Here is a 16,513-nt window from a genome sequence, read left to right on the forward strand (position 1 = left end):
CTGTCCGCCGGGACTGACGGCCAGGGCTAGCGCGCGACGATCACGCCGATGACGTTCGGCGCTTCCAGATATTTCTCCTCGATCGCCGCGCGGGCGGCGGCGCGGTTGTCCGGCGTCAGCAGGCCGCGCTTCTCGGCCAGGATCATCCAGCAGAAGCCCCACCAATCGGTCAGCATGCCCTCGTCGTCGACCAGGTCATAGCCCTGCTCCGCGGCGAAGATGCGCGCTCGCGCCTCGTCGAGGCCATCGAGGAAGGTGTGGTCGGTGGCCGAGAACAGGTCGTCGGAAATGTCGTCGGTGGTGTAGCCCCAGACCGACATGCACACCGCGTTGAAAGCGCGGTCGATCTGGTCGTCGTCGACGGCCCGCCGCCGCGCCGTCTTGTGCAGCCGCGTCAGGCTGCGCGCGAAATCGGCAATGCGGGTCAGGGCCAGGGGATCGAAGGCGATATGGGACATGGGTGTCCTCGCGGGATGCACTGATGCCGGTTTGTCTGGGGCGGATCGAATCGCAATCAGGATAATCGATCGCCTGCTGAATTGTTCTTAATTTGTTCTTGCGAAAAAAGGAAGTGCTGATTTATCGTCGTCCCGGCCCCCGAGCCGGGACCCAGAGCCACCGCAGCAGCCCTTTGGTTTGCACGGACCGATGAGCACCCAGGCCGCATGGACGGTCTACATTCTTGCCAGCGGGCATCATGGCACGCTGTACATCGGCATCACCAATGATGTCAGAAGGCGCCTCGAAGACCACCGTGCCGAGCGAGGGCTCCAAGTTCGTCAGCAGGTACAAGGTTTTTCGCCTGGTTCACGTCGAGAGCTTTCCAACTCCGATCGAGGCGATCGCTCGCGAGAAGCAGCTCAAGAACTGGCACCGCGACTGGAAGGTCGAGCTGATTGAAAGGGACAACCCCGATTGGAGTGACTTGTCGGGCCTCATCTTCGGCCGGTGAGTCTGGATCCCGGCTTTCGCCGGGATGACGATGTGGAGAGTCCTTTCAACATCACCGCATATGCAACCAGCCGCCAGCGTGTTCCGCCCCCGGAACTCCGGCCCCGTTTTTGCATCATTTTCCATCACCTAGCTGTGCGGACCAGCCTTTCCCCGGGTTTCGGACCGCGCGCAACCATCGTATGCTTTTACCGGTTCCTCGTAGCATCACAGGTTTCCAAGGTGACAGATCAGCCGTCCCAGCGCAGCTTCGTAAGCATCGGCCAGCCCGTCGACGAATTGGCGGTCGCGGAGATCAAGAGCGACATCCTGGCCAAGCTTCGCCTCGCCATCGGCAAGGAAGCGAGCCAGGCGACGCAGCAGGACTGGTACCACGCCGCGGCGCTGACCTTGCGCGACCGCATCGTGCATCGCTGGCTGACCGCGGACAAGGAGAGCTACGACGCCGGGCGCAAGCGCGTCTACTATCTCAGCCTCGAATTCCTGATCGGCCGCCTGTTCACCGACGCGCTCAACAACATGGGCCTGATGAAGGTGTTCGAGACCGCGCTCGGCGATCTCGGCGTCGGCCTGATGGACCTGCGCAAATGCGAGCCGGACGCCGCGCTCGGCAATGGCGGCCTCGGCCGCCTCGCGGCCTGCTTCATGGAGAGCATGGCGACCTTGCAGATCCCGGCGATCGGCTACGGCATCCGCTATGATTTCGGCCTGTTCCGCCAGGTGATCGTCGACGGCTGGCAGCACGAATATCCCGACGTCTGGCTGTCGTTCGGCAATCCCTGGGAATTCCAGCGCCCAGAGGTGGTCTATCACGTCCATTTCGGCGGCGGCGTCGAGCATGTCGACGACAAGGGCCGCGACCGCGCGATCTGGCACCCCGGCGAGACCGTGCAGGCGGTCGCCTATGACACCCCGATCGTCGGCTGGCGCGGCCAGCATGTGAATGCGCTCAGGCTGTGGTCGGCTCGCTCGCCAGACCCGCTGAAGCTCGACGTCTTCAACTCCGGCGACTATCTCGGCGCCTCAGCAGAAGAAGCGCGCGCCGAGGCGATCTGCAAGTTCCTCTATCCGAACGACGAGAGCCCGGCAGGACGCGAGCTGCGGCTGCGCCAGGAATATTTCTTCGTCTCGGCCTCGCTGCAGGATCTCGTCAAGCGCCATCTCGGCTCCGACGGCCAGCTGCGCAGCCTGGCGCAGAAGGCCGCGGTGCAGCTCAACGACACGCATCCTTCGCTCGCCGTGGCCGAGCTGATGCGGATCCTGGTCGACCTGCACAATTTCCGCTGGGACGAGGCCTGGAAGATCACCATCGCGACCTTGTCCTACACCAACCACACGCTGCTGCCGGAGGCGCTCGAGACCTGGCCGGTCGAGCTGTTCGAGCGGCTGCTGCCGCGGCATCTCGAGATCATCTACCACATCAATGCGCAGCATCTCGCGCTCGCCGAGCAGCGCGCACCGGGTGACATCGACTACCGCGCCTCGGTGTCCCTGATCGACGAGAAGAGCGGCCGTCGCGTGCGCATGGGCCAGCTCGCCTTCGTCGGCTCGCACCGCATCAACGGCGTCTCGGCGATGCATTCCGACCTGATGAAGGAGACCGTGTTCCACGATCTCAACCATCTCTATCCCGGCCGCATCACCAACAAGACCAACGGCATCACCTTCCGCCGCTGGCTGACCCTGGCCAATCCCAAGCTGACGAACCTCTTGCGCGAGGCCTGCGGCGACGCCGTCGTCGACGATCCGACGCTGCTGTCGAGCCTCGAGAGCTACGTTGCCGACGCCAGCTTCCACCAGAAGTTCCGCGCGGTGAAGCATCACAACAAGGTGCTGCTGACGCGTCTGATCGTCGAGCGCATGAACGTGCGTCTCGATCCGGGCGCGCTGTTCGACGTGCAGATCAAGCGCATTCACGAATACAAGCGCCAGCTCTTGAACATCCTCGAAGCCGTCGCGCTATATCAGGACATGAAGGACGACCCGCAACGCGACTGGGTGCCGCGGGTGAAAATCTTTGCCGGCAAGGCGGCGGCGAGCTACCGCTACGCCAAGCTGATCATCAAGCTGATCAACGACGTCGCCGACACCGTCAACAACGATCCCGCGATCGGCGGCAAGCTGAAGGTCGTGTTCATGGCCGACTACAATGTCAGCCTGGCGGAAACGATCATTCCCGCGGCCGACCTGTCCGAGCAGATCTCGACCGCCGGCATGGAGGCCTCCGGCACCGGCAACATGAAGCTGGCGCTGAACGGCGCCCTTACCATCGGCACGCTGGACGGCGCCAATATCGAGATCCGCGACAATGTCGGCGCCGACAACATCGCGATCTTCGGCATGGAGGCCGACGAGGTCATGCTCCGCCGCAAGCAGGGGCTGGACGCGTCCGACGTGATCCACCGGTCACCGCGGCTGGCGCGCGCGATCGATGCGATCGCGACCGGCGCGTTCTCGCCGGACGAGCCCGGCCGGTTCGAGCCGATCGCGCATGCGCTGCGCCATCTCGACCACTACATGGTCTCGGCCGATTTCGATTCCTACTACGAGGCCCAGCGCGGCATCGATGCACGCTGGCAGACCGTGCCGGCCTGGACCCGCGCCTCGATCCTGAACGTCGCGCGCATGGCGTGGTTCTCCTCCGACCGCACCATCCGCGAATATGCCGACGACATCTGGAACGTGCCGGTCGGCCCGGTGATGGCGCCGGTGCAAGCGCAGCGGGCGTGAAGGGCCCTTCCCTCCCGCCTTCAGCAATGACCCATGACGTCATTGCAAAGGCCTTCGATTGCTTTTCACCTGACGGCCATCATACGATGACCGTCGGGAGGAATGCATGACCGAACCGCCAGTTCACTTGTTCGACGAGGCGACCCGCGTCACCGCCGGCGACAGCCGCTGGCAGGGCCGGACCAGCCCGGACTACTGGGCCTTCGTCGGGCCGTTCGGCGGCGTCACCGCGGCGACCGTGTTGCACGCGTTGATCCAACATCCGCAAATCCAGGGCGATCCGCTGGCGGTGACGGTGAACTATTGCGCGCCGATCGCGGAAGGGCCGTTCGATCTCGACGTGCGGTTGGTGAAAGCGAACCGCTCCTCGCAACATTGGTGCGTCGAGCTGAGTCAGGGCGACTCTGACGCGGCGACGCTCGCCACCGTCGTGTTCGCCGAGCGCCGGCCGTCCTGGTCGCACCAGCCGGCCACAAAGCCCGAGGCGCCGCCGTTCGACCAGGTCAAGCGTCATCCCGACACGAACATGTCCTGGACCAAGCAGTACGATTTCCGCTTCATCGAGGGCCGTCCGGCATTTGGCGCATCGTCGTCGGGTGAGCCGCACAGCAGCTATTCCCGGCTCTGGATCTCCGACCGCAAGCCGCGCAAGCTCGACTGCCTGTCGCTGCTGTCGATGTCGGACGCCTTCTTCGGCCGCGTCTTCCACGCCCGCGGCGAGCTGGTGCCGTTCGGCACGGTGTCGCTGACGACCTATTTCCACGTCAGCCGGGACGAGCTCGCGGCCGAGGACATCACGCACGTGCTCGCAACGGCCGATGCCAAGATCTTCAACCGCAGCTATCAGGACCAGCATGGCGAGCTGTGGTCACCCTCCGGCCGCCTGCTCGCGACGACGACGCAGATCGCGTATTTCAAGGCGTGAAAGCCGGGACGCAAGCCAAGAAAACGGCGTCGTCCCGGCCTTGAGCCGGGACGACAGCTGTGGGTATGGCTTGAGCCCGCGCCTCTCGTGCATTGAACGGGGCGGAGCGGGAAGATGTGGGGTCAGCCGCAACGCGACCGCCCCCTTTGACGTTTGCAGCCCTACTCCGCCGCCAGCTTCAGATCCGGCGCGGCGTTACGGACCTCGGCGTCGACCTGGGCTTCGAACTTGGCGAAGTTCTTCTGGAACATGCCGACCAGGGCGCGCGCAGTCTTGTCGAACTCGGCCTTGTCCTTCCAGGTGTTGACCGGGTCGAGGATCTCGGTCGGCACGCCCGGTAGCGCGGTCGGCACCGCGAAGCCGAAATATTTGTCGGTGCGGAACTCGACGTTGCGCAAGCTGCCGTCGAGCGCCGCCGTCAGCAGCGCACGCGTCACCTTGATCGGCATGCGCGAGCCCGTGCCGTACTTGCCGCCGGTCCAGCCGGTGTTGACCAGCCAGCAGTCGACATTGTGGTCGGCGATCAGTTGCCGCAGCATGTTGCCGTAGACGGACGGATCGAGCGGCAGGAACGGCGAGCCGAAGCAGGTCGAGAATTCCGGCTGCGGCTCGGAGCCCAAGCCGCGCTCGGTGCCCGCGACCTTGGCGGTGTAGCCGGACAGGAAGTGGTACATCGCCTGCGCCGGCGAGAGCTTTGCGATCGGCGGCAGCACGCCGAAGGCGTCGGCGGCGAGCATCACGACGTTCTTCGGATGCGGCGCGCGGCCGGTGCGCGAGGCGTTCGGGATGTAGTCGAGCGGATAGGCCGAGCGGGTGTTCTCGGTCTTGGAGCCGTCGTCGAAATCGGGAACGCGCGTATCCTCATCGAGCACGACGTTCTCGAGCACGGCGCCGAAGCGGGTCGACGCCGCGAAGATCTGCGGCTCGGCTTCCTTCGACAGCTTGATGCACTTCGCATAGCAGCCGCCCTCGAAGTTGAACACGCCGGACGGGCCCCAACCATGCTCGTCGTCGCCGATCAGGGTGCGGTTCGGATCGGCCGACAGCGTGGTCTTGCCGGTGCCGGACAGGCCGAAGAAGACCGCGGTGTCGCCCTTCGGCCCGACATTGGCCGAGCAGTGCATCGGCATCACGCCGCGCTCGGGCAGATAGTAGTTGAGCGTCGTGAACACGCTCTTCTTCATCTCGCCGGCATAATAAGACCCGCCGATCAGGACGATCTTGCGGGTGAAATCGATCGCGACGACGTTCTGCGAGCGCACGCCATGACGTTTCGGATCGGCACGGAAGCTCGGCATGTCGATGATGGTGAGCTCCGGCACGAAGGTGTCGAGCTCGATGGTCTCGGGGCGGATCAGAAGGGTGCGGATGAACAGCGAGTGCCAGGCGAGCTCGGTGAAGACGCGCGTCTTGATGCGGAACGTGGGATCGGCGCCACCATAGAGGTCCTGCGCGTACAGGGTCTTGCCTTCGGCGTGCTTGATGAAGTCCTGATGTAGCGCCTCGAACTGCTCGGGCGTGATCGCCTGGTTGCCCGCCCACCACATCTTTTCGGTGGAGGCGTCGCGCACCGTGAACTTGTCCTTCGGGCTGCGACCGGTGAACTCGCCAGTATCCGCGCACAGCGCCCCATCGGCCGACAGCACAGCCTCGCCCGCCGCCAGCGAATACTGATAGAGCTGAGGAGCGCCGAGATTCCAGTGCACCTGCTTGAGGTTCTTTAAGCCGAACTTGTCGGCACCGAAGGCGCCGTTGCGAATACCCGTCTCTTGCACGAAGATCCCTCCTGAGAGCCCGCATCTGTTGCGCGCAGTCGCGCGCGTTGCGCGGTGACCGTTGCCGTTACATCGCCTTATCGAAGCGCGGTCGCCGACCTAATACTGATCAACGCTGGTCTTGCCAAGACGATCCGGCCCAATTGGTTATTGGCAAGCCGTGATGCACGTAGCTCATGTTTTGCCGCGTCATGCACATTCCAGCGGCAGCCGCCTGCGCTCCGCCGAGATGCTGCAACGCAACAGATATATCAGCGCGGTTGGATTTCACGAGAGGGACGGACGATACTCGAATCGATAGATTCGCGCCGGCAAGCGAAGACCAAGCATCCAGCAACGCCTGTCGCAGCGCCTCGCTGCAACCAATCACGGGACGCCGCCAGAGCCGACGGAACGTGTCGGTGATCAGCCGTGTCGTCGCCACGCGCGATCAGCCGGCTTCCACTCACGATTTTCTCGCGCTTGCAGGATCACGTGATTCGATTCTCCCAGCCGGGACGATGGTCCCAGCGTTGGTCCATGGCACTCAACGCCGCACGCGTTCACCCCAGCCGCGACGTCAACGAGCTGACTAGCGCCCACGCCGTGGAGTTCGCGCGGCGCTCACCCTCCGCTGGACAGGCAGCGTGCACATCGAGCATCACTACAAACTGCGCTCATGGGTGAACTTCACGGTCTTTCATCACGAGACGATGAGCGCAGCCATCAAAGGGCGCTCGAACTACACCTCACTTCGCGCGTGCCTCGTCAGCAAGCCTCACCAGCATCTTGCGCAATGCCCCGGGCGTGGTCACGCGCTCGGGAAACTCCAGCCGCAGCGTCCTGCCGTCGGCCATCAGATCCAATCCCTCCGGGTCACAGCCGCTACACCGCCACTCCGCGGCTTCGGCGCCGAGCAGCGTCGTCGCGTAGAGGGCGAGCGCCTCGCGATGATCTTCGTTCATGTGATCGACGGCGCCCTGCTCTGCCAGAATCAGTTCGTCAGCATCGGATATATCCGTGAGAAACTGCTCGGGCTTGAGATCGACGATGCGGCCGAATCCGGCGACGAGATGTGTGCCTGACGGGCGAATCACGAAGAACGAGAAGTCGGCGAAATCCGCGTAGTCCGCAGCAGACGGATGCGCATTGAGATACCGACGGCGCAGCATCTCGCGATTGTCGTCGCTGGCCTGCTCGGCTTTTCCCGACAGCATGATGCGCGAACCTTCGAGCGGATCGCCGGGCGCGCGTTCGTCGAGCATCAGCGACACGCGCGAATCGGCAAGTACATTCCTGGTGTGCACGGCTAATCGCGAGATCAGGATGATCGGAGCACCATCGGACGCAGTGGCGACATTGACCAGCGAGCAGTAGGGATCGCCCGAGCCAACCATCAAGGTTGCAAGTGCGCCCTGCCGGCTCCGGCGCAGCAGGGAATCCGTCACGCGGTTAGGGTTAAAGCTCGCAGACATCATCTTTCCCTCGTCCAAGCAGTTGCACTGAAGGCCTTTTTTCGGCTAAACGGACCACAAACTTGGGCGGGGCACAAACTTTGCCATGCTATTTGTGGAACTCGGTCACACTTCAGCCCAGCTTGCATTGCTCGTTGACCATGTTCGAAGCCCAGTTATGCGGCCCTTAGCTCGATTCTCGTGTCTCGGCTAACCAGACTCTGAAAGCAGGCTCATGCCCACAATCGCCTTGGTCGATGACGACCGCAACATTCTGACATCCGTCTCGATCGCGCTCGAGGCCGAAGGCTATCGCATCATGACCTATACCGATGGTGCATCGGCGCTCGACGGATTCCGGACCAGCCAACCCGACCTTGCCATCCTCGACATCAAGATGCCGCGCATGGACGGCATGGAGACGTTGCGGCGGCTGCGGCAGAAGTCCGACCTGCCCGTGATCTTCCTCACCTCCAAGGACGAGGAGATCGACGAGCTGTTCGGCCTGAAGATGGGTGCGGATGACTTCATCCGCAAACCGTTCTCGCAGCGCCTGCTGGTCGAGCGCGTCAAGGCCGTGCTGCGTCGCTCGCAGCCGAAGGATCCGACGGCGCTGCCGAAGGAGAACGACGCCAAGGCGCTCGATCGCGGCCTGCTGCGCATGGATCCGGAGCGTCACACCTGCACCTGGAAGAACGAGCCGGTCACGCTGACCGTCACCGAGTTCCTGATCCTGCAGGCGCTGGCGCAGCGTCCGGGCGTGGTCAAGAGCCGCAATGCGCTCATGGACGCGGCCTATGACGACCAGGTCTATGTCGACGACCGCACCATCGACAGCCACATCAAGCGGCTGCGCAAGAAGTTCAAGATGGTCGATGAGGAGTTCGAGATGATCGAGACCCTCTACGGCGTCGGCTATCGCTTCAAGGAAACCTGAAACGATAGCTCTGAAGCCCTGGCCCTGAAGCAAGGGACCTGAAGCATTGCCTTGCGCGACGTCATGCGAAATTGCGCGCTGACGTCGCGGTCTCGATTGGATAGGCTACGCCTCCTGCGCGTTTGTCCGAGCGCAGATGCCGGAACGGGGCCATTGTTGCGGCGAATTCGGGTGCGGCAAGTCGATTTCTCACGGGAATTCGCCGCACGACCCCTACGAAATTCGGAATCGGAGCACTCACATTGCTCGATCGCACGCAGCTTGACCCAGCCGTGAATGCCCACGACGCCGCGGCGACGATCGCGTCCGAGGCGGCGGACGAGACCCCGCAGGTCTCCGGCTGGCAGCGTCCGCTGAGCTGGCTGCGCCGCGCCGGACAGTTCCTGTTCGCGCTGTCGTTCTCGAGCCTCACCCGCCGCATCGTTTCGCTGAACATCGCCGGCCTGCTCGCACTGGTTGCAAGCATTCTGTACCTGTCGCAGTTCCGCGCCGGACTGATCGATGCGCGCGCGCAGAGCCTTCTGGTGCAGGCCGAGATCATCGCCGGCGCCATCGCCGCCTCGGCCACGGTGCAGACCAACACCATCACCATCGATCCCGAGCGCCTGCTCGATCTCAAGCCCGGCGAGAGCTACGGCGCGCCGGACGAATATTCGCCGCTCGACTTCCCGATCAATCCGGAACGCGTCGCGCCGGTGCTGCGCACGCTGATCTCGCCGACCAAGACCCGCGCACGCATCTATGACCCGAATGGCGGCCTGTTGCTCGATAGCCGCAATCTCGAGAACGTGCTGCGCTTCGACCTGCCACCGCCGTCGAGCGAGAAGCCCGGCTTCGTCGAGCGCGCGCTGATCTCGGTACGCACCTGGCTCAATCGCGGCGACCTGCCGCTGTACCGCGAATATGGCCCCGAGAACGGCAACGGCTACGAGGAAGTCGCCGACGCGCTGAAGGGCCAGAAGCGCAGCATGGTCCGGGTCAATTCGCGCGGCGAGGTCATCGTCTCGGTCGCGGTGTCGGTGCAGCGCTCGCGCACCATCCACGGCGCCTTGATGCTGTCGACGCAGGGCGACGACATCGATCAGATGGTCACCGCCGAGCGTCTCGCCATTCTGAAGGTCGGCGGCGTTGCCTCCGCGGTCATGATCGTGCTGTCGCTCTTGCTCGCCAGCACCATCGCCGGGCCGGTGCGCCGGCTCGCCGACAGTGCCGAGCGGGTCCGCCGCCGCATCAAGACCCGCGTCGAGATTCCCGATTTCACCCGCCGCCGCGACGAGATCGGCCATCTCTCCGGCGCGCTGCGCGACATGACGGACGCGCTCTACAACCGCATCGAGGCGATCGAGATGTTCGCCGCCGACGTCGCCCACGAACTCAAGAACCCGCTGACCTCGCTGCGCTCGGCGGTCGAGACCCTGCCGCTGGCGCGCAACGACAACAGCCGCGCCCGCCTGCTCGCCGTGATCGAGCACGACGTGAAGCGGCTCGACCGGCTGATCTCCGACATTTCCGACGCCAGCCGGCTCGATGCCGAGCTGCAGCGCCAGGACATGACCCTGGTCGATCTGCGCCGCCTCCTGAACACGCTGACCTCGGTCGCCAACGAGACCAAGCTCGGCACCGACGTCGCCGTCGAGGTCCGGTTCGAGGGCCGCGGCGCCAACGACACGTTCTCGGTGCCCGGTCATGATTCGCGGCTCGGCCAGGTGATCTCCAACCTGCTGTCGAATGCGCAGTCGTTCTCCGCCGCCGGCGGCAAGGTACGCATCACCTGCCGGCGCGTGCGCTCGGAGATCGAGATCACGGTCGATGATGACGGTCCCGGCATTCGCGAGGACGCCCTGCAGCGCATCTTCGAGCGGTTCTATACCGACCGGCCGCACCAAGGCTTTGGCCAGAATTCCGGCCTGGGCCTATCGATCTCCAAGCAGATCATCGACGCCCATGGCGGGCGGATCTGGGCCGAGAACCGGCCCGGCCCTGTCGACGCCGACGGACATCCGACCTCGGCCGGGGCCCGCTTCATCGTCCGGCTGCCGGCGTCGTGACGAACGAAGCGGCGAGCATCCATGCGTCTGCCGTCCAGGTGGGGGAACTGGCCGTCCTGATCCGGGGTCCCTCCGGGTCCGGCAAATCCCGTCTCGCCTTCGATCTGATGCTCGCCGGACGCGCGGGACAGCTGCCGCCGACGGTTCTGGTGGGCGACGACCGTGTTCATCTCGCCACACGCGGCGGGGAAATGTGGGTAAGTCCCGCACCCGCTCTGGCCGGACTGATCGAGATCCGCGGCCTTGGAATCCGCGCCTGCGACCATGTGTCGGAGGCGAAACTGGGGCTGGTGGTCGACCTGATGGCCGAGGATGCCGCCCGCCTGCCGAACGCCGAATCGCTTCGCATTCATCTCAACGGTATCAAATTGCCACGCATACCGGTTGGGCCGGGTTTTCCACCCCTCCCTTTGGTTGTAGCGGAGCTTATTACCACTCCGACTTTCATGTTCCGGTAATCTTTCGGCCGATTGTGTGGAGCAAATTGGTAACCATATCAGCCCCACTATCGCGACCGATTAGACCGCCGCCAGCTCCCATTCTGTATGCCAGAATCCGGGAGGCTCGCGAATATGCCCTCTTGCGCGGGGGCTCCGGATGGTCAAAGTGGCGCGTTCGTGCGGTGCACCCAAGGCGCCCGCGAGGAGTATCCGATGATTGGCCTGGTACTGGTGACCCATGGGCGCCTCGCCGACGAGTTCAAGGCGGCGCTGGAACACGTCATGGGCCCTCAAAAACAAATCGAAGCGGTCACGATTGGCGCCGACGATGATTCCGATCTCTGTCGCAGCGACATCATCGAAGCCGTGAACCGCGTCGACACCGGCGACGGTGTCGCCATTCTCACCGACATGTTCGGCGGCACGCCTTCGAACCTCGCCATCTCCTGCATGAGCCGGCCCAAGGTCGAGGTGCTCGCGGGCATCAACCTGCCCATGCTGGTCAAGCTCGCCAAGGTGCGCGAGGAGCGCTCGCTGCCCGACGCCATCGCCATGGCGCAGGAGGCGGGACGCAAATACGTCACCATCGCCAGCCGCGTGCTCGCCGGCAAATGAGCGACGAGGACGCCCCGCAGGACAACGTCGCCGGCCCGGCGGTCCCTGCCGGAGCCCTCTCGCGAGAGCTGCTGATCACCAACAAGCGCGGCCTGCACGCGCGGGCCTCGGCGAAATTCGTGCAGATGGTCGAAAAGTTCCAGGCCGAGGTCTGGGTGACGCGCGGCGGCGAGACCGTCGGCGGCCGCTCGATCATGGGCCTGATGATGCTGGCGGCGGCGCCGGGAACCAAGATCCTGGTGTCCGCCACCGGGCCCGAGGCGGAGGCCGCGCTGCAGGCGATCACCGACCTGGTGAACGACAAGTTCCACGAAGAAGGCGTGTGAGGGACTCCCGAACCTCGCTTTGCCTGCCGCAATGGGCATTCTACCCGATGTGCGCCTATCCTCGCATAGCGACGCGGTAAGGATGGCATGTCCAATAGCGCTATTCGGCTGAGCGAGGCAGACCTGCGAGCCGTGGCTGAATACGCAGCCCTCTCTGCACTTCCGGCGCTGGCGATCTTCGAACGCGACCGACCGGATGATCTTCGCGCACGAGCCGCAATACAGGCCGCCCGAAGCTTTGCGAGCGGTGGGAATCGGAGCAAATCCCTACGGGATAGCGCGTGGGCGGCGCAGCGGGCGGCAATCGAGGCCCGCGATGAGGGGTTGCGCGCGGCCTATGAGGCCGCTCGCGCTGCCCTCGCCGCGGCGGGCGCGGGCTTTCTTCATCCCCTCCCGAACCCTTCCCAGGTCAAGCACATCCTCGGAGCTGCCGGCCACGCGGCGCGAGCTTTCGAAATCTCAGCCGGAGACGTTCCCGCCGTCGGCGCTGACTACCTCGCGCGATCACGGCTTCTCGCTTCTCAAGAGGTCGTGGACGTCCTCAGACGTTATCCTTGTCCACCGCCCGGGGGAGGCCGGGTCGGAGAGCTGATCCGCCAGCTCGATACCCTGCTCCGGTGATCGGGAGGCCTCGCGCGCAGGAGCGCTTGGCCGGTACGGCAGCGGAGCTATCTCCCCGGTCCCTGAATATACACCTTCCAAACGATTGCAGGGCCCGCCTGGCCGTGGAAGAAGCGCTGGGTGGTCATCACCAGCGGCTCGGCTTTCGGCGCCTCCTTGGCCATCCAGGCCTCGCAGGCCGCGATGCGGTTGTCGGTGGTGTCGCAGATGCCGATGAATCCCTCGCGCTTGAGGTCCTCCAGCGTGCTCAGGCCGGAACTCCAGGTCTCCTCCGCCGTGGTGGGCACCGTGAACGGCCGCGGGTGGTCCGGGCTATAGAAGGTCATCGGCGTGTTCATCTCGGAAAAGCCGGCCACGAGGGGCCAGGGCGAGCCGAACCGGGCGTGCCAGGCCTTGGTCAGCTCCCGCGCCAGCTCCGAACGGGCGCCATAGCCGGTCGCGCCATTCGGATTGGCGGCCATCTCGCGCCGGGCAATCCAGGGCGAGGCGACCAGCGTCAGCAGCGACAGCACCAGCCAGACGGCGGCCAGCCGCGGCACCATGACCCGCCGCAGCCGCAGCGCGGGGATCGCGACCAGCGCCAGCGGCACCAGGAAGAACAGCGAGATGCCCCAATCGGTCTTCATGTAGATCGTGAAAGCGAGCCCGCCGAGCGGCGGCCCGACGGCGACGATCGCCTGCACCAGCCAGACATTGATCGCCTGGCTCACATTCACGCCGGGATTGGGACCGCCGCGCCAGTTGTGAAACGCAAAGCGCGGCGGCCAGGCCAACACGAGTGCCGCCAACACGACCGGCAAAGCGAGCAGTGCGAGATTGTGGCCGACATAGCCGAGCACGAGCTCGGCGGCCCGGCCGCGATCCGACAGCGTATAGACGTCCCCGGCATAGGTGATGGCGACGAAATCGACCCGCCACAGCCAGACCAGATGCGGGATCATCGCCACCAGCATCGTGACGATGGCGACCCAGGGCGCGGGCGACGCCAGGAAGCGCAGCCGCTCCGGGTGCAGCAGTGCCGCAAGGCCGATGGCGCCGATCATGGTCAGCACCCAGTATTTGGTCATCAGCGCCGCCGCGCCGGCGAGGCCGAGCCACAGGCCGGAGGCGGCGCTGCGCTTTTCGAACGCGTTGAGATAGGCCAGCACCAACAGCGGCAGGGTCAGCAGCTGGACCAGGTCGGCGTTGTACTTGAAGCCCTTGAAATTGAAGATCGGGTACAGCGCGACCATCACCACGACGAAGAAGGCGCGGCGGCGGTCGACCACCTTGAGGCTCGCGAGCCAGACGATCACGAGGCCGCTGCCATTCACGGCCATCGCCAGCGCATAGGTCGCCCAGTCCTTGACCGGAAACACTGCGAACCACAGCCCGGCGATCCAGCCCGACAGCGGCGGATGCTTGCCGTAGCCGAGCAGGAAGCGACTGCCCCAGGCATAGGCCTCGGCGACGTCCATGTGGACGTCCTGCGCTGCCTTCAGATTGGTCAGGATCGCCGTCCACAGCACGGCATGGACGATCGCGAAGGCGACGACGACCCAGAGCGACGTTGCCGGCGCCGTGGCGCACGCCACCAGCCAGGCGGAGATTCGCCGCGGTCCGAAACGGCCGCGCATGCGCGCCGCGAGAGGCGGGAGAGAGGTACTCGACATCCGCCCTCGGTAGCCTGTTTTCAGCGCCCGGGGAATCAGCTTGCCGTGAAGAAAGGCCCTGGAAATTCAGCAATATGGTTGCTGGTTGGGGGCTCGGGGTGCTATCTGCGCGACCCATGACGACCGTCCCCATTCCCAACATCCGCAACTTCTCCATCGTCGCCCATATCGACCATGGAAAGTCCACGCTCGCCGACCGCCTGATCCAGATGACGGGCGGGCTGTCGGACCGCGAGATGGCGGGCAAGGAGCAGGTGCTCGATTCGATGGACATCGAGCGCGAGCGCGGCATCACCATCAAGGCGCAGACCGTGCGCCTGCGCTATCGCGCCAAGGACGGCAAGGACTACATCTTCAACCTGATGGACACGCCCGGCCACGTCGACTTCGCCTACGAAGTCTCCCGGTCGCTGGCGGCGTGCGAGGGCTCGCTGCTGGTGGTCGACGCCAGCCAGGGCGTCGAGGCGCAGACGCTCGCCAACGTCTACCAGGCGCTCGACAACAACCACGAGATCGTCCCGGTCCTCAACAAGATCGACCTGCCGGCGGCGGAGCCCGAGAAGATCAAGCAGCAGATCGAGGACGTCATCGGCATCGATGCCTCCGATGCCGTGATGATCTCGGCCAAGACTGGCCTCGGCATTCCCGACGTGCTGGAGGCGATCGTCACCCGGCTGCCGCCGCCGAAGGGCGATCGCGACGCCACCCTGAAGGCGCTGCTGGTCGACAGCTGGTACGACGTCTATCTCGGCGTCGTCGTGCTGGTGCGCATCGTCGACGGCGTGATGAAGAAAGGCCAGCGCATCCGCATGATGGGCACGGGTGCGGCCTATGACGTCGAGCGCGTCGGCTTCTTCACGCCGAAGATGACCCAGGTCGACGAACTCGGCCCCGGCGAGGTCGGCTTCATCACCGCCGCGATCAAGGAAGTGGCGGACACCCGCGTCGGCGACACCATCACCGACGACCGCAAGCCGGTGACGGAGATGTTGCCGGGCTTCAAGCCGGCAATCCCCGTGGTGTTCTGCGGACTGTTCCCGGTCGATGCCGATGATTTCGAGACCCTGCGCGCCGCGATGGGCAAGCTCCGCCTCAACGACGCCAGCTTCTCCTTCGAGATGGAAACGTCGGCCGCGCTCGGCTTCGGCTTCCGCTGCGGCTTCCTCGGCCTGTTGCACCTCGAGATCATCCAGGAGCGCCTCTCCCGCGAGTTCGATCTCAACCTGATCGCGACCGCGCCAAGCGTCATCTACAAGATGAAGCTGACCGACGGCGAGGAGATCGAGATCCACAACCCGGTCGACATGCCCGACGTGGTCAAGATCGCCGAGATCCAGGAGCCGTGGATCGAGGCCACCATCCTGACGCCTGACGAATATCTCGGCAGCGTGCTCAAGCTCTGCCAGGACCGCCGCGGCAATCAGAAGGAGCTCACTTACGTGGGCAGCCGCGCCATGGTCAAATACGACCTGCCGCTCAACGAGGTGGTGTTCGACTTCTACGACCGGCTGAAATCGGTCTCCAAGGGCTACGCCTCGTTCGACTATCACCTGACCGACTACAAGCCGGCCGACCTCGTCAAGATGCAGATCCTCGTCAACAACGAGCCGGTCGATGCGCTGTCGATGCTGGTGCACCGGACCCGCGCCGAAGGCCGGGGACGCGCCATGGTCGAGAAGATGAAGGACCTGATCCCGCCGCACATGTTCCAGATCCCGATCCAGGCGGCGATCGGCGGCAAGGTGATCGCGCGCGAGACCGTGCGCGCGCTGCGCAAGGACGTCACCGCCAAGTGCTATGGCGGCGACATCACGCGCAAGCGCAAGCTTCTGGAGAAGCAGAAGGAAGGCAAGAAGAAGATGCGGCAGTTCGGCAAGGTCGACATCCCGCAGGAAGCCTTCATCGCCGCCCTCAAGGTGGATAGCTGAGGCGCGGGTCTGCCCCTCTCCGGTTTCATCAGCACGATAGGCTGAAGAGAATCCGGATTCCAAAGCGGAACCAGCGCTCCCGTGCAACTACGGTATCCGTTCCTTAATGGTATTCTGGGACCATTGCTGCAA

General features: G+C 64.7%; 13 protein-coding genes and 1 pseudogene. 10 read left to right on the forward strand and 4 right to left on the reverse strand.

The annotated features are described in order from the left end of the window. Positions 1–26: 26 nt before the first annotated feature. Complete coding sequence (locus QX051_RS07345; RefSeq protein ID WP_315753838.1) at positions 27–458, reverse strand: hypothetical protein; 432 nt, start codon at positions 456–458, stop codon at positions 27–29. A gap of 190 nt (positions 459–648) precedes the next feature. Here QX051_RS07345 and QX051_RS07350 point away from each other — a divergent pair. The 3 genes and pseudogenes from QX051_RS07350 to QX051_RS07360 all read left to right on the forward strand — a co-directional run bounded on the left by QX051_RS07350 (position 649) and on the right by QX051_RS07360 (position 4,606). Beyond that, a pseudogene (locus tag QX051_RS07350) lies at positions 649–952 on the forward strand (GIY-YIG nuclease family protein). 221 nt (positions 953–1,173) lie between these two features. Beyond that, complete coding sequence (locus tag QX051_RS07355) at positions 1,174–3,681, forward strand: glycogen/starch/alpha-glucan phosphorylase (protein ID WP_315753840.1); 2,508 nt, start codon at positions 1,174–1,176, stop codon at positions 3,679–3,681. A gap of 106 nt (positions 3,682–3,787) precedes the next feature. Continuing rightward, positions 3,788–4,606 carry a thioesterase family protein gene (locus tag QX051_RS07360; protein WP_315775622.1) on the forward strand — a complete coding sequence of 273 codons (819 nt, stop codon included), beginning with the start codon at positions 3,788–3,790 and terminating at the stop codon, positions 4,604–4,606. A gap of 161 nt (positions 4,607–4,767) precedes the next feature. Here QX051_RS07360 and QX051_RS07365 read toward each other — a convergent pair whose 3' ends face one another. Both QX051_RS07365 and QX051_RS07370 read right to left on the reverse strand, forming a co-directional pair. Beyond that, positions 4,768–6,381: a phosphoenolpyruvate carboxykinase gene (locus tag QX051_RS07365; RefSeq protein ID WP_315734988.1), complete on the reverse strand. Its 1,614-nt coding sequence runs from the start codon at positions 6,379–6,381 to the stop codon at positions 4,768–4,770. A gap of 728 nt (positions 6,382–7,109) precedes the next feature. Further along, entirely contained in the window at positions 7,110–7,835 is a 726-nt protein-coding gene (locus QX051_RS07370; protein ID WP_315775853.1) for a HugZ family protein, read from the reverse strand. A gap of 214 nt (positions 7,836–8,049) precedes the next feature. On the opposite strand from QX051_RS07370, the gene QX051_RS07375 reads away from it, so the two are divergent. The 6 genes from QX051_RS07375 to QX051_RS29465 all read left to right on the forward strand — a co-directional run bounded on the left by QX051_RS07375 (position 8,050) and on the right by QX051_RS29465 (position 12,801). Then, entirely contained in the window at positions 8,050–8,751 is a 702-nt protein-coding gene (locus QX051_RS07375; RefSeq protein WP_006611449.1) for a response regulator transcription factor, read from the forward strand. A gap of 242 nt (positions 8,752–8,993) precedes the next feature. Next, the gene (locus tag QX051_RS07380) at positions 8,994–10,799 is read left to right on the forward strand and encodes a sensor histidine kinase (RefSeq protein ID WP_315734990.1); all 1,806 of its coding nucleotides are present in this window, start codon (positions 8,994–8,996) and stop codon (positions 10,797–10,799) included. Further along, positions 10,796–11,257, forward strand: a complete 462-nt coding sequence (locus QX051_RS07385; RefSeq protein WP_315734992.1) for an HPr kinase/phosphatase C-terminal domain-containing protein — start codon at positions 10,796–10,798, stop codon at positions 11,255–11,257. Before QX051_RS07380 ends, QX051_RS07385 begins: the two co-directional genes overlap by 4 nt. 195 nt (positions 11,258–11,452) lie before the next feature. Then, positions 11,453–11,854 (forward strand): PTS sugar transporter subunit IIA, encoded by a 402-nt coding sequence (locus QX051_RS07390; protein WP_315734995.1) that lies wholly within the window; start codon positions 11,453–11,455, stop codon positions 11,852–11,854. Further along, positions 11,851–12,180 (forward strand): HPr family phosphocarrier protein, encoded by a 330-nt coding sequence (locus QX051_RS07395; RefSeq protein ID WP_315734997.1) that lies wholly within the window; start codon positions 11,851–11,853, stop codon positions 12,178–12,180. The genes QX051_RS07390 and QX051_RS07395 overlap by 4 nt, the downstream gene beginning before the upstream one ends. Before the next feature lie 87 nt (positions 12,181–12,267). Then, positions 12,268–12,801: a putative immunity protein gene (locus tag QX051_RS29465; RefSeq protein WP_409998072.1), complete on the forward strand. Its 534-nt coding sequence runs from the start codon at positions 12,268–12,270 to the stop codon at positions 12,799–12,801. Between the two features lie 47 nt (positions 12,802–12,848). On the opposite strand, the gene QX051_RS07400 is transcribed toward QX051_RS29465, so the two are convergent. After that, on the reverse strand, positions 12,849–14,453 hold the full coding sequence (locus tag QX051_RS07400) for a glycosyltransferase family 39 protein (protein ID WP_315775623.1): 1,605 nt from the start codon (positions 14,451–14,453) through the stop codon (positions 12,849–12,851). A 116-nt stretch (positions 14,454–14,569) separates the two neighbouring features. Between QX051_RS07400 and lepA the strand changes: the two genes are divergently transcribed. Beyond that, a complete protein-coding gene (gene lepA / locus QX051_RS07405; RefSeq protein WP_315775624.1) occupies positions 14,570–16,381 on the forward strand; it encodes a translation elongation factor 4 in 1,812 nt (603 codons plus the stop codon). Positions 16,382–16,513 lie beyond the last annotated feature (132 nt).

This window comes from Bradyrhizobium sp. SZCCHNR1053, assembly GCF_032381235.1.
Lineage (GTDB): Bacteria > Pseudomonadota > Alphaproteobacteria > Rhizobiales > Xanthobacteraceae > Bradyrhizobium.

Coding starts and splice junctions, on each gene's coding strand:
- QX051_RS07375 (WP_006611449.1), top strand. CDS start 8,050: ATGCCCACAATCGCCTTGGTCGATGACGACCGCAACATTCTGACATCC.
- QX051_RS29465 (WP_409998072.1), top strand. CDS start 12,268: ATGTCCAATAGCGCTATTCGGCTGAGCGAGGCAGACCTGCGAGCCGTG.
- QX051_RS07400 (WP_315775623.1), bottom strand. CDS start 14,453: ATGTCGAGTACCTCTCTCCCGCCTCTCGCGGCGCGCATGCGCGGCCGT.
- QX051_RS07345 (WP_315753838.1), bottom strand. CDS start 458: ATGTCCCATATCGCCTTCGATCCCCTGGCCCTGACCCGCATTGCCGAT.
- QX051_RS07360 (WP_315775622.1), top strand. CDS start 3,788: ATGACCGAACCGCCAGTTCACTTGTTCGACGAGGCGACCCGCGTCACC.
- QX051_RS07370 (WP_315775853.1), bottom strand. CDS start 7,835: ATGTCTGCGAGCTTTAACCCTAACCGCGTGACGGATTCCCTGCTGCGC.
- QX051_RS07395 (WP_315734997.1), top strand. CDS start 11,851: ATGAGCGACGAGGACGCCCCGCAGGACAACGTCGCCGGCCCGGCGGTC.
- lepA (WP_315775624.1), top strand. CDS start 14,570: ATGACGACCGTCCCCATTCCCAACATCCGCAACTTCTCCATCGTCGCC.
- QX051_RS07390 (WP_315734995.1), top strand. CDS start 11,453: ATGATTGGCCTGGTACTGGTGACCCATGGGCGCCTCGCCGACGAGTTC.